26 protein-coding genes are annotated in these 26,977 nt (G+C 65.9%); 16 read left to right on the forward strand and 10 right to left on the reverse strand.

Annotated elements, in window-relative coordinates; genetic code table 11:
* Positions 1 to 82: 82 nt before the first annotated feature.
* The 3 genes from FFS60_RS08900 (at position 83) to FFS60_RS08910 (ending at position 2,316) form a co-directional block, all read left to right on the forward strand.
* Positions 83 to 334 (forward strand): hypothetical protein, encoded by a 252-nt coding sequence (locus tag FFS60_RS08900; protein ID WP_137821752.1) that lies wholly within the window; start codon positions 83 to 85, stop codon positions 332 to 334.
* A 104-nt stretch (positions 335 to 438) separates the two neighbouring features.
* Positions 439 to 1,350, forward strand: coding sequence for an SDR family oxidoreductase (locus FFS60_RS08905; protein WP_028630454.1), 912 nt, complete (start codon positions 439 to 441; stop codon positions 1,348 to 1,350).
* A gap of 192 nt (positions 1,351 to 1,542) precedes the next feature.
* Positions 1,543 to 2,316 carry a crotonase/enoyl-CoA hydratase family protein gene (locus tag FFS60_RS08910; protein WP_028630260.1) on the forward strand — a complete coding sequence of 258 codons (774 nt, stop codon included), beginning with the start codon at positions 1,543 to 1,545 and terminating at the stop codon, positions 2,314 to 2,316.
* Positions 2,317 to 2,433: 117 nt separating this feature from the next.
* Here the strand turns inward: FFS60_RS08910 and FFS60_RS08915 are convergent, their stop codons facing one another.
* From FFS60_RS08915 to FFS60_RS08925, 3 genes are all read right to left on the reverse strand, one after another.
* Positions 2,434 to 2,778, reverse strand: coding sequence for a cupin domain-containing protein (locus tag FFS60_RS08915; protein WP_137821753.1), 345 nt, complete (start codon positions 2,776 to 2,778; stop codon positions 2,434 to 2,436).
* Positions 2,779 to 2,853: 75 nt separating this feature from the next.
* Complete coding sequence (locus FFS60_RS08920) at positions 2,854 to 4,260, reverse strand: FAD-binding oxidoreductase (protein ID WP_137821754.1); 1,407 nt, start codon at positions 4,258 to 4,260, stop codon at positions 2,854 to 2,856.
* Between the two features lie 309 nt (positions 4,261 to 4,569).
* Positions 4,570 to 5,346 carry a helix-turn-helix domain-containing protein gene (locus FFS60_RS08925; protein ID WP_371926395.1) on the reverse strand — a complete coding sequence of 259 codons (777 nt, stop codon included), beginning with the start codon at positions 5,344 to 5,346 and terminating at the stop codon, positions 4,570 to 4,572.
* A 254-nt stretch (positions 5,347 to 5,600) separates the two neighbouring features.
* Here FFS60_RS08925 and FFS60_RS08930 point away from each other — a divergent pair, with 254 nt between their 5' ends.
* The 3 genes from FFS60_RS08930 (at position 5,601) to FFS60_RS08940 (ending at position 11,517) form a co-directional block, all read left to right on the forward strand.
* Complete coding sequence (locus FFS60_RS08930) at positions 5,601 to 7,397, forward strand: DUF1302 domain-containing protein (protein ID WP_137821756.1); 1,797 nt, start codon at positions 5,601 to 5,603, stop codon at positions 7,395 to 7,397.
* A 20-nt stretch (positions 7,398 to 7,417) separates the two neighbouring features.
* On the forward strand, positions 7,418 to 8,785 hold the full coding sequence (locus tag FFS60_RS08935; protein WP_137821757.1) for a DUF1329 domain-containing protein: 1,368 nt from the start codon (positions 7,418 to 7,420) through the stop codon (positions 8,783 to 8,785).
* A gap of 185 nt (positions 8,786 to 8,970) precedes the next feature.
* Positions 8,971 to 11,517: a LuxR C-terminal-related transcriptional regulator gene (locus tag FFS60_RS08940; protein WP_137821758.1), complete on the forward strand. Its 2,547-nt coding sequence runs from the start codon at positions 8,971 to 8,973 to the stop codon at positions 11,515 to 11,517.
* Between the two features lie 8 nt (positions 11,518 to 11,525).
* Here the strand turns inward: FFS60_RS08940 and FFS60_RS08945 are convergent, their stop codons facing one another.
* Positions 11,526 to 12,329: a SirB1 family protein gene (locus FFS60_RS08945; RefSeq protein WP_028630267.1), complete on the reverse strand. Its 804-nt coding sequence runs from the start codon at positions 12,327 to 12,329 to the stop codon at positions 11,526 to 11,528.
* 163 nt (positions 12,330 to 12,492) lie between these two features.
* Here FFS60_RS08945 and FFS60_RS08950 point away from each other — a divergent pair, with 163 nt between their 5' ends.
* The 4 genes from FFS60_RS08950 to FFS60_RS08965 all read left to right on the forward strand — a co-directional run bounded on the left by FFS60_RS08950 (position 12,493) and on the right by FFS60_RS08965 (position 16,815).
* The gene (locus tag FFS60_RS08950) at positions 12,493 to 13,512 is read left to right on the forward strand and encodes a Glu/Leu/Phe/Val dehydrogenase dimerization domain-containing protein (protein WP_028630268.1); all 1,020 of its coding nucleotides are present in this window, start codon (positions 12,493 to 12,495) and stop codon (positions 13,510 to 13,512) included.
* A 92-nt stretch (positions 13,513 to 13,604) separates the two neighbouring features.
* A complete protein-coding gene (gene pdhA / locus FFS60_RS08955) occupies positions 13,605 to 14,699 on the forward strand; it encodes a pyruvate dehydrogenase (acetyl-transferring) E1 component subunit alpha (RefSeq protein WP_137821759.1) in 1,095 nt (364 codons plus the stop codon).
* Positions 14,692 to 15,693, forward strand: a complete 1,002-nt coding sequence (locus FFS60_RS08960; RefSeq protein WP_137821760.1) for an alpha-ketoacid dehydrogenase subunit beta — start codon at positions 14,692 to 14,694, stop codon at positions 15,691 to 15,693. The genes pdhA and FFS60_RS08960 overlap by 8 nt, the downstream gene beginning before the upstream one ends.
* A gap of 15 nt (positions 15,694 to 15,708) precedes the next feature.
* On the forward strand, positions 15,709 to 16,815 hold the full coding sequence (locus tag FFS60_RS08965) for a dihydrolipoamide acetyltransferase family protein (protein WP_028630271.1): 1,107 nt from the start codon (positions 15,709 to 15,711) through the stop codon (positions 16,813 to 16,815).
* Between the two features lie 120 nt (positions 16,816 to 16,935).
* Here the strand turns inward: FFS60_RS08965 and FFS60_RS08970 are convergent, their stop codons facing one another.
* Together FFS60_RS08970 and FFS60_RS28655 are read right to left on the reverse strand one after the other, a co-directional pair.
* Positions 16,936 to 17,802, reverse strand: a complete 867-nt coding sequence (locus FFS60_RS08970; protein ID WP_137821761.1) for a DMT family transporter — start codon at positions 17,800 to 17,802, stop codon at positions 16,936 to 16,938.
* A gap of 94 nt (positions 17,803 to 17,896) precedes the next feature.
* A complete protein-coding gene (locus tag FFS60_RS28655) occupies positions 17,897 to 18,049 on the reverse strand; it encodes a hypothetical protein (protein WP_155945752.1) in 153 nt (50 codons plus the stop codon).
* A 164-nt stretch (positions 18,050 to 18,213) separates the two neighbouring features.
* On the opposite strand from FFS60_RS28655, the gene FFS60_RS08975 reads away from it, so the two are divergent.
* Positions 18,214 to 18,891 (forward strand): helix-turn-helix domain-containing protein, encoded by a 678-nt coding sequence (locus FFS60_RS08975; protein ID WP_137821762.1) that lies wholly within the window; start codon positions 18,214 to 18,216, stop codon positions 18,889 to 18,891.
* On the opposite strand, the gene FFS60_RS08980 is transcribed toward FFS60_RS08975, so the two are convergent.
* Positions 18,874 to 19,770: a sterol desaturase family protein gene (locus FFS60_RS08980; RefSeq protein WP_137821763.1), complete on the reverse strand. Its 897-nt coding sequence runs from the start codon at positions 19,768 to 19,770 to the stop codon at positions 18,874 to 18,876. The two genes, FFS60_RS08975 and FFS60_RS08980, sit on opposite strands and share 18 nt — an antisense overlap.
* A gap of 144 nt (positions 19,771 to 19,914) precedes the next feature.
* On the reverse strand, positions 19,915 to 20,178 hold the full coding sequence (locus FFS60_RS08985; protein ID WP_028630275.1) for a YebG family protein: 264 nt from the start codon (positions 20,176 to 20,178) through the stop codon (positions 19,915 to 19,917).
* Positions 20,179 to 20,472: 294 nt separating this feature from the next.
* Between FFS60_RS08985 and FFS60_RS08990 the strand changes: the two genes are divergently transcribed.
* Entirely contained in the window at positions 20,473 to 20,964 is a 492-nt protein-coding gene (locus FFS60_RS08990; RefSeq protein WP_137821764.1) for a phosphate-starvation-inducible protein PsiE, read from the forward strand.
* Between the two features lie 22 nt (positions 20,965 to 20,986).
* On the opposite strand, the gene FFS60_RS08995 is transcribed toward FFS60_RS08990, so the two are convergent.
* Positions 20,987 to 21,298, reverse strand: a complete 312-nt coding sequence (locus FFS60_RS08995; RefSeq protein ID WP_137821765.1) for a DUF3509 domain-containing protein — start codon at positions 21,296 to 21,298, stop codon at positions 20,987 to 20,989.
* 247 nt (positions 21,299 to 21,545) lie between these two features.
* Between FFS60_RS08995 and FFS60_RS09000 the strand changes: the two genes are divergently transcribed.
* From FFS60_RS09000 to FFS60_RS09015, 4 genes are all read left to right on the forward strand, one after another.
* Complete coding sequence (locus FFS60_RS09000; RefSeq protein WP_028630278.1) at positions 21,546 to 21,842, forward strand: DUF3649 domain-containing protein; 297 nt, start codon at positions 21,546 to 21,548, stop codon at positions 21,840 to 21,842.
* Positions 21,839 to 23,362: a PepSY domain-containing protein gene (locus FFS60_RS09005; protein WP_137821766.1), complete on the forward strand. Its 1,524-nt coding sequence runs from the start codon at positions 21,839 to 21,841 to the stop codon at positions 23,360 to 23,362. The genes FFS60_RS09000 and FFS60_RS09005 overlap by 4 nt, the downstream gene beginning before the upstream one ends.
* Complete coding sequence (locus FFS60_RS09010) at positions 23,362 to 23,685, forward strand: DUF3325 domain-containing protein (protein WP_137821767.1); 324 nt, start codon at positions 23,362 to 23,364, stop codon at positions 23,683 to 23,685. The genes FFS60_RS09005 and FFS60_RS09010 overlap by 1 nt, the downstream gene beginning before the upstream one ends.
* An 87-nt stretch (positions 23,686 to 23,772) precedes the next feature.
* The gene (locus tag FFS60_RS09015) at positions 23,773 to 24,282 is read left to right on the forward strand and encodes a DUF3016 domain-containing protein (RefSeq protein ID WP_137821768.1); all 510 of its coding nucleotides are present in this window, start codon (positions 23,773 to 23,775) and stop codon (positions 24,280 to 24,282) included.
* A 115-nt stretch (positions 24,283 to 24,397) separates the two neighbouring features.
* Here the strand turns inward: FFS60_RS09015 and FFS60_RS09020 are convergent, their stop codons facing one another.
* Positions 24,398 to 26,935 (reverse strand): TonB-dependent receptor, encoded by a 2,538-nt coding sequence (locus FFS60_RS09020; RefSeq protein WP_137821769.1) that lies wholly within the window; start codon positions 26,933 to 26,935, stop codon positions 24,398 to 24,400.
* Positions 26,936 to 26,977: the final 42 nt, after the last annotated feature.

Raw genomic sequence — 26,977 nt, forward strand, 5'->3', positions numbered from 1 at the left:
AGTCGCTGGAGGCGTGGCACTAGCATCTCCGGCCTCACCCATTGGCCGGGCAGGCGTTGCCCGGCACCCTCGAGGCCTGACCATGCTGTTCCGCTTTCTGGTGTTCCTCTATCCGATCATTCGTACCCTGGGGCCGGCCACTGCGGCCCTGCTGTTCATCGCCGGTCTCAGCCTGATCGGCTATGCCGTGCTGCGCGAGCCCGGCCTGTGGAGCTGGCTGGCTTCGATCGGTTGCCTGATGGCCGCTGCATTGCTCGCATTGCTCTGTCACAGCTACCACTGGTGGCTGTTCAAGCTGCGCCCGCGTGGCAGCCTGTACCTTCCCATCAAGTAACGCCGCCCTTATCGGGCACCATTCATGGCGGTTCCGATTCTTGTGGGGCCGGGGCGGCTGCCGGAGACTCGGCGGATACCCAGGCCTGCCAAGGAGCCCAGCCCATGAGCGATGCAATCCGCTTCGAAGACAAAGTCGTAATCGTCACCGGTGCCGGCGGTGGCATTGGCCGCGCCCACGCACTGCAATTCGCCCGTCATGGCGCCAGGGTGGTGGTCAACGACCTGGGAGGCAGCACCCACGGCGAAGGCGCCAACGCCTCGGCGGCCGACCGCGTGGTAGCGGAAATCCGCGAAGCCGGTGGTACCGCTGTTGCCAGCCATGATTCGGTGACCGACGGCGACAAGATCGTGCAGACCGCCCTCGACCACTTCGGCCGTATCGACGTGGTGGTGAACAACGCCGGCATCCTGCGCGACAAGACCTTCCACAAGATGGACGACGCCGACTGGGACCTGGTCTACAAGGTCCACGTCGAAGGCGCCTACAAGGTCACCCGCGCCGCCTGGCCGCATATGCGCGAGCAGAACTACGGCCGCGTCATCTTCACCTCGTCCACCTCCGGCATCTACGGCAACTTCGGCCAGTCCAACTACGGCATGGCCAAGCTTGGTCTCTACGGCCTGACCCGTAACCTGGCCATCGAAGGCCGCAAGAACAACATCCTGGTCAACGCCATCGCCCCCACCGGCGGTACCCGCATGACCGAAGGCCTGATCCCGCCGCAGGTGTTCGAGCAGCTCAAGCCCGAGCTGGTGAGCCCGCTGGTGGTGTTCCTTGGCAGCGAACAGTGCCAGGACACTTCCGGCCTGTTCGAAGTGGGTGGCGGCTGGATCGGCAAGGTGCGCTGGGAGCGCAGCCTGGGCTTCGGCTTCGACCCCAAGGCGGGCTTCGATGCCGAAGACGTTGCGGCGAACTGGCAGCGCATCTGCGACTTCACCGATGCCGCCCATCCGGCGGACAACGTTGAAGCGCTGCGCGAGATGATGGCCAACCTGCAGAAGTACGCCCTCTGATCGCGCCGTTCACCGGGGCAGTTCCGCCAGTGGGCTGATCATCCGTCTCGGGAAGCACTATGTTGAAGGCCGGCATTGTTGCCGGCCTTTTTCATTGGTCATGCAACGTGGTGAGAGCAAAAATCCTGTAGGGGTGAATGAATTCACCCCTACAGAAAAAGCAGTTCTTCATTTCCACCCCCAGGAGCCCCCATGAACGTAAGAGTCGAGAAGAACGGTCCGGTCACCACGTTGATCATCGACCGGCCCGACGTGCGTAACGCCGTCGACCGGCCCACGGCTGACGCACTGGCAGCGGCGCTGCGGGCGTTCGAGGTGGACGAGGAAGCGCGTGTCGCTGTGCTCACCGGGGCTGGCGGCACCTTCTGTGCCGGTGCCGACCTGGGGGCGGTGGCCGAGGACGGTGCGCGGCGCAATCGCCTCGATCCCGAGGGCGATGGGCCCATGGGGCCGAGCCGGATGCAACTGCAGAAACCACTGATCGCCGCCGTCGAAGGCCATGCCGTGGCCGGTGGGCTGGAGCTGGCGCTGTTGGCGGATATGCGGGTGATGGCCGAGGACGCGGTATTCGGCGTGTTCTGCCGCCGCTTTGGTGTGCCGCTGATTGACGGCGGCACTGTGCGTTTGCCGCGAGTCATCGGTCAGGGGCGGGCGCTGGACCTGATTCTCACCGGGCGTCCGGTGAAGGCCCAGGAGGCTTTGGCCATGGGGCTGGCCAACCGGGTGGTGCCGAAGGGTGAAGCCCGTGCGGCGGCCGAGGAACTGGCCCACGCCATTGCTGCATTCCCGCTGCGGTGCATGCTCGCTGATCGTGCCAGCGCCTATGCCCAGTGGGACTTGCCGTTCGAGGAGGCCCTTGCCAATGAATTCGCGGGTGGGATGAAGGTTATCCACAGCGGCGAGACGCTGGCCGGTGCCCGATCCTTCAAAGCGGGGCAGGGGCGGCACGGGCGATTCGACGATTGACTCCGTAGGTTGCGGCGGGCGGCGTTCCGCAAGCGCGAGGCGAAACTCCTTCGGCAGAACTTCGTTCTGCTTGGCGAATGAATTCGCCCCTCCAGCGCATGAAGGGGCGAAAGTCCGTCAGCGCGAAATGATCACGTAGGTCTTGCGCAGGGTCTCCTTCACATCCCAGATGCCCAGGCTGTTGGCCGGTAGCAGCAGGGCGTCGCCGGCGTTGATTTCGATGGGCTCGCCGCCATCGGGGGTGAAGGTACAGCGGCCATGGGTGAAGTGGCAGAACTCCTGCTCGACGATCTGCCGGCGGAAGCGGCCGGGGCTGCATTCCCAGACGCCGGTTTCCACGCCGTCGGTGCGCTCCACCGAGTGCACGCGAGTCTGCGGCACGGGTTCGCCGACGGGCACGGGTACCGGGTTCGGTTCGGACAGGGGCAGGTCGTGGGTGTTCTTCAGCAAAGTGGCTTTCATGTTGTTGGCTCCGCAAATGCCTGGATGTAGGAGCGAGCGCTGCTCGCGAACGGGTGAGATTGGATTTCGTGCGGCTCAGCGCATCAGGCCTTCCATCAGGTTGGCCAGCTTCTGCGCCATGGCACGGCGCCAGGGCGCACTGTGGGGGTTGGCCAGCACCCGGTCTTCGTGGACGAAGCTGCGGATGATCGCGTTGTAGCCGAGCCAGCGGCAGGGCTCGGGCTCCCAGGCGCTCAGGCGGTCCAGCGGGCCATCGCCCAGCACCCAGGGCTGGCGGGTGAGCAGGGTCTCCTTGCCGAGGATCAGGTCGGCGAGGGTGCGCCCGCCCAGGTTGCTGGCGCCAACACCTTCGCCGCCGTAACCGCCGGAGAGGGCGATGCCGTTGTTGCGGTCAACCAGCATGTGCGGATGGAAGCGCCGCGCCATGCCCAGGTTGCCGCCCCAGCTGTGGGTGATGCGCACGTTGCGTAGCTGCGGGAAGAGCTCGCCGAGCAGGTAGCGGCGCAGGTCGACCTCGTCAACGCTGAGCTGGAAGTCCTCCCTTAGCCGACCGCCGAAGCGGTAGCCGCCGCGCGCGCCAAAGGCCAGGCGGTTGTCGGCGGTGCGTTGTGCATACGTGACCTGGCGGCTGCTCTCGCTGAACGCCTGGCCATGCTCCAGGCCGATTTCCGCCCACTGGGCGTCGCTCAGCGGTTCGGTGGCGATCAGCAGGCTCTGCACCGGCAACTGGTACTTGCCGAGCGGCGGCAGGCTGGCGGCATAGCCTTCGATGGCGGGCACCACCCAATGGGCCTTGATCTCGCCCTGGGGGGTGCGTACCAGACCCGGCTGCCAATGGGTGGCGGGGCTCTGCTCGAACAGCTGCACACCCATGCGTTCCACCGCTTCTGCCAGGCCGCGCACCAGGCGCGCTGGCTGGATGGTCGCGCAGTGCGGGGTATGGATGCCGCCGTAGGGATTGGCCACACGCAACTGGCCGTTCAGTTCCTCGGGGCTCAGCCAGCGGTAGTCGGCTTCGCTCAGGCCCTCGGCATGCAGGTCCGCCAACTGCTCGCGCAGGCGCTTCTCCTGTTCCGGGTAGCGTGCGGCGCAGTAGAGGATGCCGGCCTTGCGGTAGTGGCAGTCGATACCTTCACGCTCCAGCACCTCGGCTACTTCATCGGGAATGCCATGGAGCAGGTCGAAGGAGGCCTTGCGCACCTCGGCGGGCAGCGATGCCAGGGCGCGATCCTCGCCCAGCAGGTTGCCCATCAGCCAGCCACCGTTGCGGCCGCTGGCACCGAAGCCGGCGAACTGCGCCTCGACCATGGCGATCCTCAGCTCGGGGGCCTGGCGCTTCAGGTAGTAGGCCGTCCACAGCCCGGTGTAGCCGGCGCCGATGATCGCCACATCCACCTCCAGCGAACCGGACAGCGCCGGTCTTGGCTTGAGGTCCTCATCGAGCTGGTCCATCCACAGGCTGATTTCGCGCCAGTTCTGCATAGGCAGGTCCCCGGTCAAAGGTTGTCGTGACGGGCAAGGCTAGAGGGTGGCGGTGCGCTTGTCGTGTGCGCGGGCACGCTGGGAATGCGAGGGCGCGGCGGTCTGGATGACGGTTGTAGGGGCGAATTCATTCGCTATGTCTGCGTTAGCTGTTGCGAGAGATCTACCATCGGGCCAAGAGCCTTGTAGGAGCTGGCTTGCCAGCGAAACGCGGCCATTGGCTGGCAAGCCAGCTCCTACGGGCAATGCAGCTGCCCCATCGCCTCGGTAGGGGCCGGCTTTCGGCCTGCAGGGTGAATGAATCCGTCCCTACAGTAGCTGCTTGAGGTAGGCCTTGGGCGACAGGCCGGTGTGCTGGCGAAAGCAGCGGTAGAAGGCCGAGAGCGAGTTGAAGCCAGCGCTGAAGGCGAGTTCGTCGATGCGCACGGGCGGCACGGCGGTTTCCAGCAGCCTGAGCAGGTGCTCCAGTCGCGCCTGGTTGACGTATTGGTAGAAGCTCTGCCCAAGCATCTGGTTCAGCAGGTAGGAAATCTGGTTGCGGGTGTAACCGGTGGCGCCGGCGACCTGGTGCAGGTCCAGCGCGGGATCGAGGTAGGGCTTGGAGCGCTGGAAGTATTCCTCGATATCCCGCGCCAGCATGCCCAGCTGCCGCGCCGAAAGACCCAGGCGGCTGGCCGCTGGCCGCTGCGACGGGTGCTTGCTGGTCTGCGAGGCGGGTTGAACCAGCAGGGCGTACTCGTTGATTCGCCAGATCAAGCCGTCGCGCACGGTGATGGCTTCGCTGGCGCGGAAGGTACCGCCGCCGGCGACGCTGATGGCGTACTGGATGAAGGCCGTGTCGCCGTCGATGCGGATGCGGTCGTTGTGTTCGAGGAAATCGTCCGGGCCGGTGGGCATGGTGGCCTGGAGGTAATCCCGCAGGTCTTCGCGGCGCATGCAGCGGTTCTGGAAGAAGTCGTTGTATTCCACCTCGGGGTGGTAGAGCGCTAATACGGCTTCGATGTCACGGGCTTTCCAGCTCAGGTGGTAACGCGTCACCACATCACGGGTGGCGGCGGTCTGCGGGTCGGGGAGGGCGTCTTGCATGGTCATGGTCGGTCAGGGCGGTGGGACCCGCTCAGGATGCCTCAGTCAGCGGCCCTGAGGTAGTGAGCGGCAGAAGTTCCATCCATGTTCTGGATGATGCGCTATGCGGGGCGTCCATCAGGGTGCGCCAGGCGGCATTGCAGAGCGCGGATTCACTCTTTCGAGCGACAGGATGAATCCCTCCTTGGTGCGCTTATCGCCTGCACGGGTGACTGGTTAGGGTTGTGCCTTCCTTCACTAACCAGGAAAGCCGCATGACAAGAACAACAATGCGCGCAGTTTTCCGGCCGCACGCGCTGGCCGCCGCAGTCGCCATGGGATTCGCCGCCCAGGCTCACGCGGTCTCCTTCAACATCGGCGAGATCGAGGGGCAATTCGACTCCTCGCTGTCGGTGGGCGCGAGCTGGTCCATGCGCGGTGCCGATCCGGACCTGATCAGCGTCAACAACGGCGGCAAGGGGCAGTCCTCGACCGGCGATGACGGTCGCCTCAACTTCAAGAAGGGCGAGACCTTCTCGAAGATATTCAAGGGTATCCATGACCTCGAACTGAAGTACGGCAATACCGGTGTGTTCGTCCGTGGCAAGTACTGGTACGACTTCGAGCTGAAGGATGAGAGCCGCCTGTTCAAGGACATCAGCGACCACAACCGCAAGGAAGGTTCCAAGTCCTCGGGGGCTCAGCTACTCGATGCGTTCATCTATCACAACTACGCCATCGCCGACCTGCCGGGCAGCGTGCGGCTGGGCAAGCAGGTGGTGAGCTGGGGTGAAAGCACCTTCATCGGCAACAGCATCAACTCGATCAACCCGATCGACGTGTCCGCATTCCGCCGCCCTGGTGCAGAGCTCAAGGAAGGTCTGATTCCGGTCAACATGTTCTACGTGTCCCAGAGCCTGACCGACAACCTGTCCGCCGAGGCCTTCTATCAACTGGAGTGGGACCAGACTGTCCTCGACAACTGCGGCACCTTTTTCGCCACGTCCGATGTGGCGGCTGACGGTTGCGACACCGGCTACACCGTGGGCAGCCCGGCCATCGCGCCATTGCAGCCCATCGCGGCGGCGTTCGGCCAGGGTTTTGACGTTACCTCCGAAGGCGTGATCCTGCCGCGTGGTGGCGACCGTGACGCCCGTGACGGCGGCCAGTTCGGTACGGCCCTGCGCTGGCTGGGCGACGAGACCGAGTACGGCGCGTACTTCATGAACTACCACAGCCGCACACCCTTGGTGGGCACCACCACCGCCAGCGCCGCAACCCTGGCGGCGATTCCCGGCATCGTCGCCACCGCCAATGGCATTGTCCCGGGTAGCGGAGCCGGCCTGGCCCAGAGCACCCTGCTGGGCAACGGCCAGTACTACCTGGAGTACCCGGAAGACATCCAGCTCTACGGCCTGAGTTTTTCCACCACGCTACCCACCGGAACGGCCTGGAGCGGCGAGCTGAGCTATCGCCCCAACGCGCCGGTGCAGTTGAACACCACCGACATGACCCTGGCCCTGGTCAACCCCATCGCCGGCGGCGCGGCCTCGCCCATTGCCACCCGCCCCGGTGCCGACAACACCGGCTACAAGCGCAAGGAAATCACCCAGGTACAGACCACCCTGACCCACTTCATCGACCAGGTGATGGGCGCGGACCGCCTGACCCTGGTGGGTGAAATCGGTGTGGTGCATGTCGGCGGCCTGGAGTCGACTCGCGAGCTGCGCTACGGCCGCGACTCGATCTACGGCGCCTACGGTTTCGGCGGCGACACCCACGGTTTCGTCACCAGCACCTCCTGGGGCTACCGCACCCGTGCCGTGCTCGACTACAGCAACGCGATTGCCGGCATCAACCTGCGGCCCAACCTCGCCTGGTCCCACGACGTCGACGGCTACGGCCCCAACGGTCTGTTCAACGAAGGCGCCAAGGCACTGAGCATCGGCGTCGATGCCGACTACCAGAACACCTACACCGCGAGCCTCAGTTACACCGACTTCTTCGGCGGCAAGTACAACACGCTGGTAGACCGTGACTTCCTCGCGGTCAGCTTCGGCGTGAACTTCTGAGGGGCAAAGGGAACATGAAGATGCGCAAGACGATCCTGAAATGCGGCGCCCTGGCGCTGTCCCTGCTGGCCGCCAACGTGATGGCGGCGGTATCCGCCGATGAGGCGGCGAAACTCGGCACCAGCCTGACCCCACTGGGCGCGGAGAAGGCCGGCAATGCCGATGGCAGCATTCCCGAGTGGAGCGGTGGCCTCGGCAAGAACGCCGGTGCGGTGGATGCCAAGGGCTTCCTCGCCGACCCGTTCGCCAGCGAAAAGCCGTTGTTCACCATCACCGCGGCCAACGTCGAGCAGTACAAGGACAAACTCTCCGACGGCCAGGTGGCGATGCTCAAGCGCTACCCCGACACCTACCGCATTCCGGTCTACCCGACCCATCGCACGGTCGCCGTGCCGCCGGCGGTGTACGAAGCGGCGAAGAAGAGCGCGCTCAACGTGCAGCCGATCAACGATGGCAACGGCCTGTCCAACTTCACCGCCAGCCGCTACTACGCCTTCCCCATCCCGAAGAACGGCGTGGAAGTGATCTGGAACCACATCACCCGTTACCGTGGCGGCAACCTGCGGCGGATCATCACCCAGGCGACCCCCCAGGTGAACGGCTCCTACACGCCGATCCGCTTCGAGGAAGAAGTGGCCGTACCTCAGGAGATGCCGGACCTGCCGGCGGCCAAGGGCGAGAACGTGCTGCTCTACTTCAAGCAGCAGGTCACCGCGCCGTCGCGCCTGGCCGGTAACGTGCTGCTGGTCCACGAGACCCTGGACCAGGTCAAGGAGCCGCGCCTGGCGTGGATCTACAACGCCGGCCAGCGGCGGGTGCGCCGCGCCCCGCAGGTCGCCTACGACGGCCCGGGCACCGCCGCGGACGGCCTGCGCACCTCGGACAACTTCGACATGTTCTCCGGCGCGCCAGACCGCTACGACTGGAAGCTGGTGGGCAAGAAGGAGATGTACATCCCCTACAACAGCTACAAGCTGGATTCGCCGCAGCTCAAGTACGACGACGTGATCAAGGCAGGGCACATCAACCAGGACCTGACGCGTTACGAGCTGCACCGCGTGTGGGAAGTGGTCGCCACCGTGAAGCCGGGCGAGCGCCACATCTACGCCAAGCGCCACATGTTCATCGACGAAGACAGCTGGCAGGTGGCGCTGGTGGATCACTACGACGGTCGCGGCCAGCTCTGGCGCGTCGCCGAAGGGCATGCCCAGTTCTACTACCACCAGCAGGTTCCGGCCTACACCCTGGAAGCCCTGTACGACATCATCGCCGGCCGCTACCTGGCCCTGGGCATGAAGAACGAAGAGAAGCACAGCTTCGAATTCGGCTTCGTCGGCAAGGCGGCCGACTACACCCCGGCGGCGCTGCGTAACGCCGGAGTACGCTGAGCAACCGGCGCACAGGGATGTGCGCCAGGCAAGGCATGTGATTGCACTACTCCAGAACCTGGCGGCCGTTGGCCGCCTTTTTTATGGCGCTGGATCAGGGCTTTGAATGATCCTTCATAAAGCCCGAGATAGAGGCCTAGGGTGTGGATTCAGGTCGCCCCCACAAGAACAAAAGGCACACCCGGATGTCTGCCATGAGCCGCTTCGAAACCTTTGCCCACCTGCCCCGTCTGCCGGCGTTGCATGCCCCGCGTCCACGCCTGTGCGAGCGCCTGCTCGCTTCCACGTCACGCCTGCGTCTGCTCTGCGCGCCCGCTGGCAGCGGCAAGAGCGTCCTGCTGATGGAGTGCGCGGCACGCCGCCCGAGCGATTGCACGGTACATTGGCTGCCCCTGGGGGGACGGGAACGAACGGTCGCCGAGTTCTGCGCAATGTTGGCGGACGCCCTGGGGATCGCGGTTGCGGATGAAGAGGGCCTGGTGCGTGCATTGGCTGCCTGGAACACGCCCACCTGGTTGATGCTGGATGACTACTGTCGTCGGCCCAACGCTGAGCTCGATGCCTGCCTTGATCGTTTACTGAATGCCAGCAGTTCGTCCGTGAGCTGGTGGCTCAGCGGTCGTCGCCGTCCTTCCTGCAATTTGCCGCGCCTGTTGATCGACGGCGAACTGCTGGAGTTGGACGCCAACGCCCTGGCCTTCGAGCGCGGTGAATTGCTCAAGCTGCTCGCCCAATCACCCCTGGACTGGCCCGGCGATGCCGCCAGTCGGCTGCTGGAAAGTACCGGCGGTTGGTGCGCGGGCCTGCGCATGGCCTTGCTCGAACCACCGGAGTGGGGCTTTGCCGAGTACGGCAGCGGTATCGGCCATTCCGCCACATTGGCGGCGTACCTCGACCATGAACTGTTTTCCAGCCTCGACGCCGAGCAGATCGAGGCCTGGCATGCGTTGGTGCATTTGCCGCGTTTCAACGCGGCGCTCTGCGACCACCTGTTCGGCAACCGAGCAGGCGCTGTGTTGCTGCGAGATCTGCAGGCGCTGGGCAGTTTCATCGAACCGTTGGCCGAGCAACCCGGCTGGTTCCGCGTGTTTGCACCGCTGGCCAGCAAGATGCGGGCGCGGGATGCACAGGCCGGTCGCAGCTGGCACCTGCGCGCCTGCCAGTGGTTTGCCGGCCAGGGTGAATGGCAGACCGCCGTCGAGCATGCACTGGAAGCCGGCCAGCCGGAAGCCGCCGTCAGCCTGCTGCAGCACCTGGGCGTCGAACATTTGTTCCAGGGACGCAACGTTGCCTTGCTGCTGCGCCTGAATCGGGAAGTCGACGAAAACCTGCTGCTGGTTTCGCCCCATTGCATGCGCATGCTGGCCGGCGCGTTGCTGTTCTCCGGGCAACTGGACGAGGCGGCGGCCTGTATCGCCGAGCAGGCGCGCTTCCTGCCGCAGCCGGATGCTGCATCGCAGCAGGCGCTGGTGGCGTACTGGCAGGCGCAGTACGGGTTGCTGGCGCACCTGCAGGGCGACTCCCCCGGTGCCCGCCTGCACCTGCGCGAGGCGCTGGACGTCTTGCCCGAATCTGCCTGGGAACAGAGCCTGATCTGCTACTCCGGCCTTACCCAGCAGGCGTTGCTGGACGGCAAGCTGGACGATGCCCAGGGCCTCAATCGCGAGGCCCTGCTGTTGGCGCGCAGTCATGGCAACCTGCTGATGGAGGCGTTTCTCGAACTGGACCATGCGCAGATCCTCGAACATCGAGGCGCATTGCTGCGTGCCGACGCGGTGCTTGAGCGGGCGCAGGACTTCCTGGCGCCCCAGGCGCGGCTGGCCAGCCCGCTGCTCGGCCGCCTGGCGCTGCGGCGCGGCCGCCTCGCCTTGCGCCAGGGCAACGACGAACGGGCCCGCGAGCATTACCAGTACGGCTTGCAAGAGGCCCGCAGTTGCGGCGATTACCGTGCCCTCTTCGGATTCCTCGGCCTGGCCACGCTGGATGCCAACCGCCGAGCGTTCGATTCGGCCTTCGATCGTCTGCGGGAAGCCGAGCGCCTGATGCAGATGCGTCATATCCCCGAGCGCGTTTACCGCGCGGTGTTGCTGCAAGTCAGTAGCAGCCTGCTGCTGATGCAAGGGCGCAGTGGCCAGGCGCGTCATGCGCTGTTGCGGGTGCTCAAGCATTTCCGCGGCGAGCATGCGGTGCAGGCGCCACCGGCGACCCTCGACCTGATTCCACGCATCGAATGGCACCTCGCCCTGGCCGAGCTTTACGAGGGGGAGGTGTTCAACGCCCGGCAGCGCCTGCTCGGGCAGTTGCACAAAGCCCGCGAGGCCGGCATGCCGGCGCTGGAAGTCGAGATTCACGTAGCGTTGGCCGAATGCGAGTACCTGGCCGGCGACCTCGACACGGCCGCGACCCAGCTACGCGATGGCCTGACCCTGTCCAACCAGATCAACCTGCAGCAGCCGCTGCGCGAGCTGCAATTGCGTCAACCGGACATGCTCAGGGCCCTGGGCATGGAGGACGGCGATGACGCTGTCGAGGGCGCCGTTGGGCCACTCAGCCAGCGCGAGCTGGAAGTCCTCGGATTGATCGCTCAAGGCAGTTCCAACCAGGAAATCGCCGAACGCCTGTTCATCTCGCTGCACACCGTGAAGACCCACGCCCGACGCATCAACGGCAAGCTGGGGGTGAAGCGGCGGACCCAGGCGGTGGCGCACGCCAAGTCATTGGGGCTGATGTAAATCCGGACTCAGTGCAGCGGCTGGACATGCCCCAGCCGACGCAGGCGCTGGGCCAGTTGCAGGTGCTGGGCGGGGTTGTCGCAGAGCAGCAGGGCGCGCTCCAGGTCATAGCGTTCCGCCTGGGGGCAATCCAGGCGCTGGTAGATGTCGGCACGCGCCAGGTGGTCGTGCATGTTTGGCGGGCCGAGCAACAGCACGCGCTCAGCGTCCTTCAGCGCGGCCAGGGACTCGCCCGCTTCCAGGTGCAGCATGCGCAGGTTGCGCGACAGGCGCTGGATCATTTCCCGTGCGCTGGCGGTTTGCAGGTGCGCGGCCTGGAGTTCGGCCTGGGGACCCTGCACCCGCACCAGCAGGTCGCGGCAGTCGCGGGTGTAGAGGCGGCGTCCGCTGCACGGGTCGAGCAGGTGGTCGGCGCCCGGCACGCGCAGCAGGAAGTGGCCGGGGAAACTGACGCCGGACAGCGGAATGCCCAATCGGGCGGCCAGCTCCAGGGCGATCAGCGCCAGGGATAGCGGTTGTCCGCGTCGCCGCGTCAGCACCTGGGGCAGTAGCGCAGCGTGCGGGCGCAGGGGCGTGTCGTCGTCCTCATGGAAGTCCAGCTCATTCAGGCGCCGCAGCAGGGGCTGGGCCAGCTCCGCTGGCGCCAGGTTCGGCAGGCCGGCGGCCACCAGCTGGAGCAGACCGCCGAAATCCCGCAGCACCTGCTCCGGGTCGAGGCGAGGGTCATGCTCGGCGGCAATCCACAGGGCCGACTCCAGCATCGCCGGAGGGTCGCGTTCGAGGCAGGCTAGACAGCGTTGGCGCGGATCCATGGACATCTCCGAAGGGTTGATTCCTTGTAGCCAACTGGTTGATTTTCGTCCAGTAGTGGCACCCGCCGTGGTTATCTCGGCACCTCGGCTTATGCCCGGATACGAGGGGGCGGACGGCGAAGCTCGGCCTATACTGGCCCTAACGTCAGGAGGGGAGCCCGCCATGTTCGCCATGATGGAAAACGCCCGGCTGGAGGCGCTGCACCTCGCCAACGATCCTGTCACCGGACTCAAGGCCATCATCGCCATCCACAACACTCGCCTCGGTCCGGCCCTTGGCGGTTGCCGATACCTCGCCTATCCCGATGATGAAAGCGCCATCCGCGATGCCATCCGCCTCGCCCAGGGCATGAGCTACAAGGCCGCCCTGGCCGGTCTCGACCAGGGGGGCGGCAAGGCGGTGATCATCCGGTCGGCCCACGTGAATGACCGTGCTGCGCTGTTCGAAGCCTTCGGGCGCATGATTGAGTCCCTGGGCGGCCGCTACATCACCGCCGTGGACAGCGGCACGTCCAGTGCCGACATGGACTGCATCGCCCAGCAGACCAGCCATGTCACCAGCACCACCGCCGCTGGCGACCCCTCGCCGCACACCGCGCTCGGGGTCTTCGCCGGTATCCGTGCCACCGCCCATGCGCGCCTCGGCAGCGATGACCTGGAAGGCCTGCGCGTTGCCGTGCAGGGCCTCGGCCATGTGGGCTATGCCCTGGCTGAACAACTCCATGCAGTGGGCGCCGAACTGCTGGTCAGCGACCTCGACACCGGCCGCGTGCAACTGGCAATAGAGCAACTGGGCGCCCAACCGGTGGCGGCCGACGCCTTCCTCACCACCCCGTGTGACATCCTTGCGCCGTGCGGCCTCGGCGGCATTCTCAATGCCCAGACCGTGGGCCAGTTGCGTTGCGCGGCGGTGGCTGGAGCGGCCAATAACCAGCTCGCCAGTTCCGAGATCGCCGACGAGATGGAAGCGCGCGGCATCCTTTATGCGCCGGACTACGTGATCAACTCCGGCGGGCTCATCTACGTCGCCCTCAAGCACAAGGGCGCCGGTTTGCCGGCGATCACCGCGCACCTGTCGCGGATCAGCCAGCGCCTCACCGAGATCTACGCGCACGCCCAGGCCGACAAGCGATCCCCCGCACGGGTCGCCGACGCCCTGGCCGAGCGCCTGCTGTTCGGCTGAACGGCCGCCAACCAGCGGCCCGGCCCGTTAGCTCCCGGAGCCACAAGCCCCGGGCCCTGTGCAGGCACCCAAAAGGTGTAAGGAGAATTGCCATGTCCAACCGGATCGAACTGCCCTACACGCGCGTCCTCGACCCCGAGGGACGGCTGGTCGGCGAACTGCCGGCCTGGGCCGACGACTTCAACCTGCTCACCGACCTCTACCGCCGCATGGTGCTGACCCGCCTCTTCGACCAGAAGGCGGTGGCCCTGCAGCGTACCGGCCGTATCGGCACCTACGCGCCGACCCTGGGCCAGGAAGCCATCGGCGTCGCCATCGGCAGCCTGATGCGTGGTGAAGACGTGCTGGTGCCCTACTACCGCGACACCGCCGTGCAACTGATGCGCGGCGTGCGCATGGAAGAAATCCTCCTCTACTGGGGCGGCGACGAACGCGGCAGCGACTTCCAGGACCCGCGCTCGAAAGAGGACTTCCCCATCTGCGTACCCATCGCCACCCAGGCCCTGCATGCCTGCGGCGTAGCCACCGCAATCAAGATCCGCGGCCAGCACCGCGCGGTGGTGACCACCTGCGGGGATGGCGCCACCAGCAAGGGTGACTTCCTCGAAGCCCTCAACGTGGCCGGTGCCTGGCAGTTGCCGGTGCTTTTCGTGGTGAACAACAACCAGTGGGCGATCTCGGTGCCCCGGCGTATCCAGAGCGGCGCGCCGACTCTGGCGCAGAAGGCCATCGGCGCCGGCTTCCATGGCGAACAGGTGGACGGCAACGACGTGCTGGCCGTCTACGACCGCGTGCAATGGGCACTCGACCGTGCTCGCCACGGCAAGGGGCCGGTCCTGCTGGAGTGCATCAGCTACCGCCTGGGGGATCACACCACCGCCGACGATGCCACCCGCTACCGCAGCGCCGAGGAGGTCAAGGCCGCCTGGCAGGAAGAGCCGATCAAGCGCCTGCAGGCTTTCCTGGCCGGCCACCGGGTCTGGGACGAAGGCCGCGAGCAGGCACTGATCGCCGACTGCCAGCGCCAGGTGCAGTCGGCTGTGGATAACTTCGAGACGATTGGCACCCAACCGGTGGACTCGGTGCTCGACCACGTCTACGCCCGCTGGCCGGCTGCACTGGGCGATCAGCGGGAAATGCTGATGGAACGGGTCGCCCGTCGCGAAGAAGGAGGTCGCCATGAGTAACCTCAACGCCACCACGGAAAAACGTGCCCTGCTGGAAGCCGTGAACATGGCCCTGCACCGCGCCATGCAGGAAGACGAGAACGTCGTCATCCTCGGCGAGGATGTGGGCATCAACGGCGGCGTGTTCCGCGCCACCCTCGGCCTGCGCGACCGCTTCGGCTTCAAGCGGGTGATCGACACCCCGCTGGCGGAAACCATGATCGCTGGCCTGGCGGTGGGCATGGCCGCCCAGGGCCTGAAACCGGTGATGGAAATCCAGTTCCTCGGCTTCATCTACGCCGCCATGGAACACCTGGTGTCCCACGCCAGCCGCATCCGTTGCCGCACCCGTGGCCGGTTGACCTGCCCGATGGTGCTGCGCAGCCCCATGGGCGCCGGCATCCGCGCGCCGGAGCACCACAGCGAAAGCACCGAAGCCCTGTTCGCCCACATCCCCGGCCTGCGCGTGGTCATCCCGTCCTCGCCGGCGCGGGCCTATGGCCTGCTGCTGGCGGCCATCGATGACCCGGACCCGGTGATCTTCCTCGAACCTACCCGGCTCTATCGGATGAACCCGCAACCGATCATCGACGATGGCAAGCGCCTGCCCCTGGACAGCTGCTTCACCCTGCGCGAGGGCTCGGACATCACCCTGATCAGTTGGGGCGCCAGCGTTCATGAAACCCTGCAGGCAGCCGTACGTCTGGAAGAACAGGGCGTGTCGGTCGAAGTGATAGACGTCGCCTGCATCAAGCCGCTGGACCTCGACACCCTGGAAGCCTCGGTGCGCAAGACCGGTCGCTGCGTGATCGTCCATGAGGCTCCGCGCAGCTGCGGGGTGGGCGCGGAGATCGCCGCCAGCCTCTACGAGCGCGCGCTGCTCGACCTGCAGGCGCCGATCCAGCGGGTCACCGCGCCGGACATACCGCCGCCGCTGTATCGCCTGGAACAGCTCTATTTCCCCAGCCCCGAGGACATCCTCGCGGCCTGCGACCTGGTGCTGAACTACGCCTGAGACGAGGAGCGCACGATGAAATACTTCAAACTGCCCGACCTGGGCGAAGGCCTGCAGGAAGCGGAAATCGTCCAGTGGCACGTGAAGGCGGGGGACAACGTCAGGGCCGACCAACTGCTCGTCTCGGTGGAAACCGCCAAGGCCCTGGTGGACATTCCGGCGCCCCACGATGGCGTAGTGGCGAAGACCTTCGGCAAGGAGGGCGACATCCTCCACGTCGGCGAACCACTGCTCGGCTATGAGGGCGAGGACGCTGACGCCGGCACCGTAGTGGGTCGCCTGGAAGGCGGCGGCAATGCCCAGGCCGACCGCTTCTTCGTCGGCGCCGCACCCTCCACCCGCGAACACCTGGCGCCGCGCGCCACCCCGGCGGTGCGCCAACTGGCCCGGCAGGTGGGGGTGGAGCTGGCAGCCCTGGCCGGCTCAGGCCCTGATGGCCTGGTCACCCGCGCCGATGTGGAGCAGGCCGCGCAAACGGCCCGTGACAGCTTCGGTGGCGAACGGTTGCGCGGCGTGCGTCGCAGCATGGCGATCAACATGGCGCGTTCCCACGCCGAAGTGGTGCCGGTGACCATCTTCGGCGATGCCGACCTGCACCGCTGGCCGGAAGCCCGCGATCCGCTGATTCGCCTGGGCAAGGCCATCGCCGCGGCCTGCGAGGTGGAGCCGATCCTCAACAGTTGGTTCGACGGCCGCGCGCTGTCCATCCGCCAGCACGACAAGCTCGACCTCGGCATCGCCGTCGACACGCCGGATGGGCTCTTCGTGCCGGTGCTGCGTAATGTCGGTGGGCGCAGCGCGGAGGACCTGAAGGAGGGCATGGCGCGGCTGCGGGCGGACGTGAAAGCGCGCTCGATCCCGCCGCAGGAAATGATGGGCGCCACCATTACGCTGTCCAACTTCGGCACCCTGTTCGGCCGCTACGCCAACCCGGTGGTGGTGCCGCCCCAGGTGGCGATCATCGGCGCCGGCGGCATCCGCGACGAGGTGGTGGCCTGGCAGGGCAAGGTGGAAATCCACCCGGTGCTGCCGCTGTCGCTGACCTTCGACCACCGGGCGGTAACCGGTGGCGAGGCGGCGCGGTTCCTCAAGGCGCTGGTGCAGGCATTGGAGCTGCCGTAAGGCAAGAGGCGGGCAGGCCTGCGGCCTGCATGGCGAATGAATTCGCCTCTACAGGGCTGTGCCAAAGATCGGCTTGGAGTCCCCTCTCCCTTTTCCGGGAGAGGGGCTGGGACGCGGGCCTCAGCCGCTCCGGCTGCCCACGCCGAACACCAGCACCAGTCCCGCCAGTATCCCGCCCATCCCGGCCAGGCCAAGGGGCGCCAGGGCGTTGCCGAGGAAGAGGTAGTCCATCCCCGCCGTTACCACGGGCACCAGGTAGAACAGGCTGGTGACGTTCACCAGATTGCCCGCCTGCATCAGCCGATAGAGCAGCAGCTGTGCCACCACCGAGATCACCAGCGCCAGCCACAGCAAGGGAATGGCGAAGTCCAGGGTCGCCTCGAAGTGGAAGGGCTTGTAAGGCACCAGGAGCAGGCAGGCCAGCAGGCTGGCGCCGTATTGCACGGGCAACAGTTGCATGGGCGATTGCTGCAAGCCTTTCTGCAGGATGGCGCCGACGGTCATGCTGCCCAGCGAGGCGAGGGCGTAGATCAGCCCAAGGCTGGTCACCTGCGCCTTGCCGATGCTCTGCCACACCAGCAGCACCAGCCCGCCAAGGGCGATGCCCAGGCCCAACAGGCGCGCCAGGGGAAAGCGTCGTTCCAGCACCACCAGCGTGAGGATCGGCTGCACCCCGAGCAGTGCGGCGAGCACGCCGGGGGTGATGCCGTTATCCAGCGCCAGCAGGTAGCAGATGGTGTAGCCGCCGATCAGCAGCAGGCCGATCCCCGCCACTTTCACGCGGCTGCCGCGCTCCGGTAGCCCCTGGCCGCGCCAGTTGCACAGCAGCAACAGGGTGGCGAAGGCCAGGGCGAAGCGCAGGGTGAGGAAGGCGAAGGGCGAGGCGTGGTCCAGGCCCAGCCGGGCGAAGATCGCGCCACTGCTCCACAGCAGCACGAATAGCGAAGTCGAGGCAGTCGCGCCCCAGACGGATTTGTCCAACGTCATGAATGTTCACCTGTCAGTGAGCAGCAACAGGCTCCGGCGTGTGCGAACGCGGACCGAAAGTGGTCAGGGCCGGAGCGGTATCAGCGGCTGGTGATCAGCCGAGCAGCACGTACGGGGGCGGCGGCGGGAAGCCGGCACGCACGGCAGGCGGCGGTGCGACAGGTGGGGACATCGGCGACAGGCAGGCGCGCACGCGGGCACCGACAGGATCGGTGGTCATCGCGGTATGGGCGCTTGCGTTGGGCATCTGGGATTCGCCAAAGGTGGTGGGCCCCGGGTGGGGACCTCGGAAAACTAGACCTTCTTCGCAGGGGCGTCAATTACCGTTCGGGGGTGAACTGGGCGTGCTTGCCGTGGGGCATCCATTGGCGCTATTGATGCCTGCCTCGATCCTGGCTCGGAGCCGGCACCGTGACTGACTCGCCCTGGCAGGGAGCCCTCTGGCTGGCCCGTGATTACTGTTTGATCGCAGGCGCCAGCGGAGCCACCCGCCCCCATGCTCACTACGCCCATCAGGCGCTGCTGGCGCTGGAGGCGCCCGTGCGCCTGACGGTGGACGGGCAGCCAGTGAGCGGGCAGATGGTGCTGCTGGAGTCGATGCGGGTGCATGCGCTGGAGGATGCCTGCCAGCCCATGGTGACGGTCTACGCCGAACCGCTGGCGTTCAGCTTCGAGAGTCTCCGTTCTGCACTGGATGGCGCCGAGCCCGGTTTGCAGGCATTGGCCGATCGGTTGCGCGCTGCACCCAGGCGCGTCGTGGACCCACGTATCGCCCGGGCGCTGGAGGCGGTCGATCAGTTGCTGACGGAGAAGGTCAGTGCCGTGGCCGTGGCGCGTCAGGCCTGCCTTTCTCTCAGCCAGCTCGAGCGGCTGTTCGGCGAGCAGGTCGGGCTTTCGGTCCGGCGTCTGGTGCTCTGGCGTCGCCTGCGTCTTGCACTGGCATTGGCCATGGCCGGAGAGCCGTTGACCCACGCGGCGCATGCGGCGGGGTTTGCGGACGCCGCGCACTTTTCTCGGACGGTACGCAGCACCTTCGGTGTGCGTGCCGACCGAACCTTGCGCAATCTGCAGCTAAGGCTGTTGGAATAGGGCATCCGGCGTGGTCGGGGATGACCCCTCCGGGCCTTGCGGCAGGAAGGGCGCGGCCAACTGGGCCAGGTAGGTATCCGGGTAGTCGGGCCGCCCACCGATGCCCAGATCGTCGCTGCTCATGCGGTAGTGCGGGTGGTAGAAGGCGGTCCCGAGCAGCCTGTCCCAGAAACTGAAGAACAGGGCGAAGTTCACGTCCCCGGCCTTGCCGTACTTCATGTGGTGGAAGCGGTGCACGGGAGCCCAGGCGAAGAGATGGCGCAATGCGCCGATGCGCATGTCGACGTTGCTGTGCTGGAGCAGTAACTGGATGGCGATGGCGAAGGCCAGCAGCGCGGCGACGTGTTCCGGCATGCCGAGCATCAGCAGCGGGGCGGTGCCCGCCAGGGCTTCCAGCGTCTGATGGAGCGGATGCTTCATCAGGCCGTTGAATCCGTACATCCGCCGCACGCTGTGATGCACCGCATGCAGTCGCCAGAGCACTGGTAGGCGGTGGCTGAGCAGGTGCATGAGCGTGATCCCCAGGTCCGCCACCGATACGGCGATCAGCAGCTGCAACCAGAGGGGCCAGGCATCGGGCCACAGGCCAGAGGTTGGTATAAGGGAGGCGGTGAACGGAATGGCCAGCAGCCCAAGGCCGGCCAACCCTTCATTGACGCTTGCGTGCAGGACATCCCGCCAGCGATCGCGATGGTCCTGGTTCCATTCCCGCCGGTAGGGCAACCAGGCTTCGGCCGCGAAGGAGAGGGCGATCGCACTGGCGAGCAGCACCAGCAGCCAGACCGGCTGCCCCGGATGCCAACTGCTCAGCCAGAGTGAGAGCGCGATGAAGCCGAAGAAAAAAACCGGGGCATAGAGTCGGGCAATGAGAATACGCATGGGGCACTCCTGATAGGGGGTGTCCCAGCATCGGTTCGACGCCACAGGCGGGCTTGAAAAAACGGCGCAAAGTCGGTCGCGTCGCGGATGGTTGCGAGTGGAGCCCTGAGCCTCATGGGGGCAGTCGGGGCTCCCCAGGCAGCGTTACTCGGCGTTGCCGGCCAGCTCCAGTTCAGCCAGTGCATCCGGCTGATTCTTGAAGGCGCGGGCGAAGGTATCGCGGTGCTTGGCCATGAATATGCCGATGTCTTCCACCTGCTGTTCGCTCAGCGAGGGCACCGCTTTTTGCAGGACTTCGGCCAGGGACTCGGCCAGCTCGAGCATCTTGTCGTATCGATCGGCTTCGGCCTTATCCATGAACAGGCGCTCCGGATCGCGGCTGCTGCGGTACACCACTTCGACGGCCATTCATCACCCCTCACCTTTGATAATTGGGTTAAAAATACTGGATGTGCGTACAGTATTCGGAATGATGGCAAATGGAAATAGCCCGTAGGAAATTTCCACTTGCCCACCGACGTCAGCCCGCGCTGCGGATCGGCCTTGATTCCGCTGGAGCCCAAGCATAGCCGTTGCCCGGGCCACGCATGGGCTGCGACAACCTGCCTCGTGGCGCAAGGCCCGTTGCGGCCCTCATCCTGCATAACTCCCCTGTCACTTTCGCCCGGCACCATCGGGCCCGTCGTACCAAGGAGCTGTATCGTGAAGATCAACTGGGCTGAAGAGTTGCGCGAAAACGTGCATGGCCTGGCCGAATCGCTGGGCAATCTACTCGTGGAGAGCTTCCACTACCTGGCGCTGTTCGCCATCGGCGGGATCACCGCCTGGGCCGCGGTTGTGGCGTTTCTGGGGATGGTGGAGAAGGGGCACATCACGGTCGATGACATTCTGCTGCTGTTCATCTACCTCGAACTGGGCGCCATGGTCGGCATCTACTTCAAGACCAACCACATGCCGGTGCGCTTCCTGATCTATGTGGCGATCACCGCGCTGACCCGCCTGCTGATTTCCGATGTCTCGCATCACCACCGGCCGGATCTGGGCGTGGTGTATGTCTCTGGCGCCATTCTGCTGCTGGCCCTGGCGATCCTTGTGGTGCGGTTCGCGTCTTCGCGCTTCCCTTCGGTGCAGATCGATGCCCCGCCGCGTCGGCAGCGCCTGCGTCGTCAGGTCGAGGCGGAAGGCGAGGCCTGACCCCATGCACGGATAGCGTGCATCAGATGCGCGCTATCTGTGCGGCGTTGACCCGCCCCGTGCGCACCGGCGCCACATGGCCGCCGGTCATGCTGGTGAGCAATTCCCCCACCTTGTGACCATTCTCGATGGCGATGCCCAGGCGGATGCTTTCGATTACCCGCTGCAGGCGTACCGGGTCATTGCGCTGAGCCGCGCTAATCATGCGCCGCGCCACCACGCCGCGTTCGTTGGTCAGGGTCAGCATGATGCTGCCGTCCGGGCTTACGAGACTGAGGTTGATCCGGTATTCGGCCTGGAAAGCGTCGGTGAGGATCTGGAATGGGTTGTACATGGCCTGTCACCTGGTTGATCGAGCGATGAGTCGATGGACGCCAGGAGATGTGCAAAGTTCGAACCGCAATGACCGGTGGGCCGACCAGCTGTCGCGCATAGCCTGATCCGGGTCGTTCCCTGTGGACCGATAGAATTTCTCTGTTGCAATTCGCACGCGCATGTAAATAATTCTCAGTTTATTTCTGAGAATTCCTCTTGCGCGTCGGAACGCTTCCGCCGGGAACGTCCTTGACCAAGGAACTAACGTGAGCAAAGCCAAGACTTCCACGCGCTGGGACGTGACCGCGCGGGTGCTGGCGGCAATCCTCGGCGGTTATGCCGCGGCCTATGCCGCCACAGCGTTCCTGACCGTCTATCTGCCGCTGGTGCGCAGTGACCGGGTGGTGTTCGCCAGCCTGTCCTGCTTCGCCGTCTACACCCTCGCCATCCTCTATGCCTTCGCGGCGCGTTCGGCCTTGCGCGCTTGGCTGGTGCTGGCCGGGCTGACGGCACTGATGGCCCTGGCGGCCTACCTGCCCAGCGATTTCGGAGTACGACCATGAGCCTGCGCCAATCCATGGCGGGACTGCACACCTGGGGCGGGCTGCTGCCGTCCTGGCTGCTCTTCGTCATCTTCTTCGCCGGCAGCATCGCCTGCTTCGACAAGGAGCTGGAGCGCTGGATGCGCCCAGCGCTGCACGAGCCATCAAGCCACAGCATGACCGTCGACCAGGTGCGCGAGGCCATGCTGGCCAAGGCGCCGGACGCCCATGCCATCTGGATCCGCCCGCCGAGCGAGCGCGAACCCTTCTACTGGGCCGGTTACGAGCCGGCCGACGAAAGCGAGTTCGTGCGCTTCGCCCTCGACCCGGCAACCGGCGAGGCGATGCCGGAAACCGTGGGTGGGCTGTTCTTCTTCACCCTGCACTATGACCTCAACGCCGGCATGATCGGCATGTACATCGTGGCCATCGCCGCGATGTTCATGCTGGTGGCGCTGATCAGCGGCATCATCATCCACCGCCGCATCTTCAAGGACTTCTTCACCCTGCGCCCGGACGCCAACGGCCAGCGGGCCTGGCTGGACGCCCACAACCTGTTCGGTGTGGTGGGGTTGCCGTTCCACCTGCTTATCGCCTACACGGGCCTGGCGATCTTCGTCGTCTTCTACATGCCCGCTGGCATCCAGCTGGCCTACAAGGGCAACGCGGAAGCGTTCTTCAACGACACCATGGGTGCCTACCACCGCGAGGCGGTGAAGCGCCCCGCACCGCCGGCGACCTCGCTTGATGGCCTGGTGGCCGATGCCCATCGTCGCTGGGGCGGTAACGAAACCGGCTGGATCAGCGTGCACCATCCGGGCGACGCTGCGGCGGTGGTGGACATCCGTCGCTACGACCGTTCCGGCATCGTCGACTTCCAGTGGACGCTGTCCTACGACGCCGCCAGCGGCGAACTGCTCCACGAACAGAAGCCCTATAGCCCGGGCTACCAGAGCTACGCCTGGCTGACCAACCTGCACATGGCGCAGTTTGGCGGGCAGATCGTCCGTGCCCTCTACCTGCTGCTCGGCCTGATGGGCTGCGCCATGCTGGTAGCCGGCCTGCAGGTCTGGCTGCGCAAGCGTGAGACGCGCGGCGGCTACGGCATTGGCCTGGTGCGTGCCCTGAACGGCGCGGTGGTGGGCGGCCTGCCGGTCGCCAGCCTGGGCCTGCTCTACGGCAACCGCCTGCTGCCGGCCGGCATGGCCGAGCGCGCCAGCGCGGAAACCTGGGTTTTCGTGGGTGTCTGGCTGCTGGTGGCGGCTTGGGCGGTGCTGCGCCGCAACAGCGGCAAGGTCGCCCGCGACGTGCTCGCCGTCGTGACTGTCCTGGCCCTGGGCCTGCCGCTGCTCAATGCTCTGGTCACGCCCGAAGGCAGCCTGCTGGCCACCCTGGTTCGCGGCGATTGGGATATGGCCGGTATCGACCTGGTGCTGCTGGCATCTGGCGCCCTCTGCGGCTTGCTGGCCTGGCGACGCTCGCAGCCGCAGGTGGCGAAGGCGCCCCGCGTGCGCCGTCGCCTGGTGGAGGAGAGCGCTTGATGCTGGTCCTCGGTTTTGCCTTCTGCTACCTGGCCATGACCGGCCTGGCGCTGGCCATGTCGCGCCAGCACAAGCTGGTTTTCAGCGGTGCCCCGAGTGAGTCGCGCATCCGTTTGCTGCGGGTGGGCGCGGTGTTCGCCATGCTGCTTGCCCTGGCCCTGAGCATCGCCCAATTGGGCGGCGAGATCGGCAGTGTGATCTGGCTTTGCCAGCTGATGCTGGCCGGCCTGCTGCTGGTGGCGCTGCTGGCCTGGCAGACCCGCTGGGTGCTGCCGCTGGTTGGCCTGTTGCCGCTGGGGGGCGGTGTACTGGCGCTGGTCTGAACCGTCCGACTGGAGCCGCTTCGCGTTCGCATTGACGGGCGTACACTGAACCTGGCGGTGCCCCGCATCACCGTCAGGAGGTGTTCCATGCGACCCACGTTGCCCCTCATCGTGCTGGCCCTGTTGATCCTGTCCCCGAGTGCGCTGGCATCCACCACCGAGGTCAGCTTCACACACCCGGAGAAGTACAGCGACGCGCGTCTGTACCGCGATTACGGCCGGGGCGCGGATGACGTCGTGCTGAAGGACCTCAAGGCGCATATCGAGAAACTCGGCAAGCGCTACCTGCAGCCCGGACAGACCCTCAAGGTCGACATCCTCGACATCGACCTGGCCGGCCGGTACGAACCCTGGCGGGTGAACTTCCAGGATGTGCGCTTCATGCGTGAAGTGACCTGGCCCAGGATCAAGCTGCACTACAGCCTGGAGCAGGACGGCAAGCCCCTGGTCAGCCGCGATGCCACGGTGATTGACCAGTCCTACCTGCAACACGGCAACTACTACTTCAGCAACGACCGCCTGCGTTACGAGAAAACCATGCTGGACGACTGGTTCCGCTGGAACATTGGACCGAAGGACAAGACGGTGTCGTATTGAGGGGTTCCAGGGGGGCGGACCTGTGGCCCGCTTGGCGAATGAATTCGCCCCTTCTGGATCGCGCCGAAGGTGAGCCGGAAGTCACCCCTCTCTTCTTCAGAGAGGGGCGGGCTCCTTAAAACTCCACGCTGTAGCTCAGGCTGTAGGTACGGCCACGGCCGTGGTAGTCGAACAGGTCGGCGGGGATGTTGGCGCTGTAGAACACTTGGGCGCGCTGACCCCAGACGGTGGTGTAGTCCTTGTCCAGCAGGTTCTGGATGCCGAAGTTGAGGGTGCCCACCGGCAGGATCTGGCTGCCCAGGAGGTCGAAGGTCGTATAGCCGTCGATCTTGTGGTCGTTGCCGTCGAACTGGCCACTGGCGAGGACGTTGCCGTCGTCGGAGAGGTTGAAGGTACGCACACCCTGCAGGCGCAGGCTGGTGTCGTCGTCACGCCAGCCGACGAAGGCGGTCAGTTTGGAGGGGCTGGCGGCGGTCACGTCCTGTTTCTGCCAGCGGTCGTCGATCTTCTGTTGCGAGCGGATTGCCAGCGCGCTGGTGCCCACCTGCCAGTTCTCGGTCAGCCAGTAGTTGGCCTGACCTTCCAGGCCGTAGTTGCGCTTCTTGTTGTCCAACTGCTCCACCAGCAGGGTGGTGCGGTTGTAGGTGATGCTCTTGTCGGACCAGGCATAGAAGGCTGCCAACTGGGCATCCAGGCTGCCGTCGTAGTGGCGCCAGCCGAGTTCCACCTGCTTGGTCTTGATGCCGTCGAGGGCCGAGTCCTCGACATTCACGCCTCTCTGCAGCACCCAATGGCCGTTGACCGGCGCGGCGGAGTAGGTGCCCTGGCCGTAGTACTTGGCCGGGTCGGGCAGCTCGAAGCCTTCGGAGTAGTTGGCCCAGACCTGCTGGGCCTTGTTCAGCTTGTAGACGGCACCGAAGTTGTAGAGGTCGACCTGGTAGTCCTTCTCGCCGCCGGGAATGGCGTCGGCGCTGGTGCCGTTGCCCTTGCTGATCTGGATCTGCTGGGCCGCCGCGACGAAGTCGCCGACATCATTGTTGGTGCGCTGGCGACGCACGCCGCCGGACAGGGTGAGGGCGTCGGTGGCGCGCCAGCTGCCCTGGGCGAACAGCGAGTTGCTGTCGGTGTCGATGCCGGGGTAGCGGCCGACCTTGGCGTATTCGTCGGCCACCAGGCCACCGGTCTGGGCGGCGGTGTTCAGGTCGAACAGCGCCTGGTCGGCGTCGAAGCTTTCGCGCTCGATGTCCGCGCCATAGGTCAGGGTGAAGCGGTCCCATTCCTTCACCAGAACGGCTTTCAGCCCGTAGTAGTCGGTGTCCTGCTGGGAGGCGGAGTAATAGGAACGGGCAGGGTTGATCGCGCCGGTGCCGGTGAAGGCGATGCTCGGGTAGGGCTGGAAGGCCATTTCCTCGCTGCGGTAGTACGCCTGCAGGTAGAGGTCGTGGCCGAGCGTTTCGGGGGCGTGGTAGGTGGCGTTGACCTGCTGGCGCTCGGTGCGCGGTTCGCGGTCGAAGCTGGCGCCACCTTCGATCTCGAAGGGTTCCAGGCCGCGCAGGCCACGGAAGTCGCGGCCGAGGTCGACGCCCTTGTCACCGTCGTAACCGGAGTCGTACCACTGGGCACCCAGGCTCAGGCTGTGGCCGTTGGCGAAGGCGAAGTCGAGGCTGCCCATGACATCCACCGACTGGTTGTACTGCAGGTCGGTCTGGGTGATGTCGAGCATCACCTGGTCGCCGCTGCCATCGTAGGCGGCGCCGTTCTTCTGGTAGGCGACCGAGGCGCGGCCCTTGATCTGCTCACTGCCACCGCTGACGGATTGGGCGACGCGCCAGTCGTGGTCCTGGCTGGTCTCGAAGCCGCTGCGCAGGCCCACTTCACTGTTGAAGCGCGCCGGGCCTGACTCGCCCTTTTTGGTGACGATGTTGATGATGCCGCCGGTGGCGCCACCGCCGTAGACCGCGCTGGCGCCGGAGAGCACTTCGATGCGTTCGACGTTGAACGGGTCGATGGAGTCGAACTGGCGGCTGATGCCACGGGAGCTGTTCAGGGAGACGCCGTCGATCATCACCAGGGCGCTACGGCCGCGCATGTTCTGGCCGTAGTTGGTGCGGCCCTGTGGGCCGATGTCGAGGCCGGGAATCAACTGGCCCAGGGCTTCCTTGAAGGGCACGCCACCTTTGGTCTGCTCCTGCAGCTGAGGGGCGTCGATGATCCAGACGGTGCCTGGCAGCTCGCTGATGCTGGTCGGCGCGCGGGAGCCGATCACGACCTGGCGGTCCACTTCGATGGCCGCGCCGCTGGACTGCAGGCTGTAGCCGCCGTCCTGAGCCACGGCCTGCAGGCCGCTACCGGCCAGCAGTTGGCGCAGGCCGTCGTCTACGCCGTACTGACCGTGCAGGCCCTGGGTCTGGCGGCCCGCCGTCAGCTCGGGGCTGAAGGACAGCAGCACGCCGGCTTCGCGGCCGAATTGATTGAGCGCCGACTCCAGCGGGCCTGCGGGAATGTCGAAGGCCTGGCGCTGGCTTTCGGCGCTGATTTCCAGGTTGGCGGCAAAGGTCGGCGCGGGCAGGACGGCGGCCAGGCCCAAGCCCAGCATCAGGGCGCGGGCAAGGGGCGTGCGGGGGAAGGTACGAAGGCGTTGCGGGGACTGCATGGCGGCGTCTCGTCGGTAAAAAGGAAGGGTCTCTGCCTGCCT

This window comes from Pseudomonas sp. D(2018), assembly GCF_005502555.1.
Taxonomy (GTDB): domain Bacteria; phylum Pseudomonadota; class Gammaproteobacteria; order Pseudomonadales; family Pseudomonadaceae; genus Metapseudomonas; species Metapseudomonas resinovorans.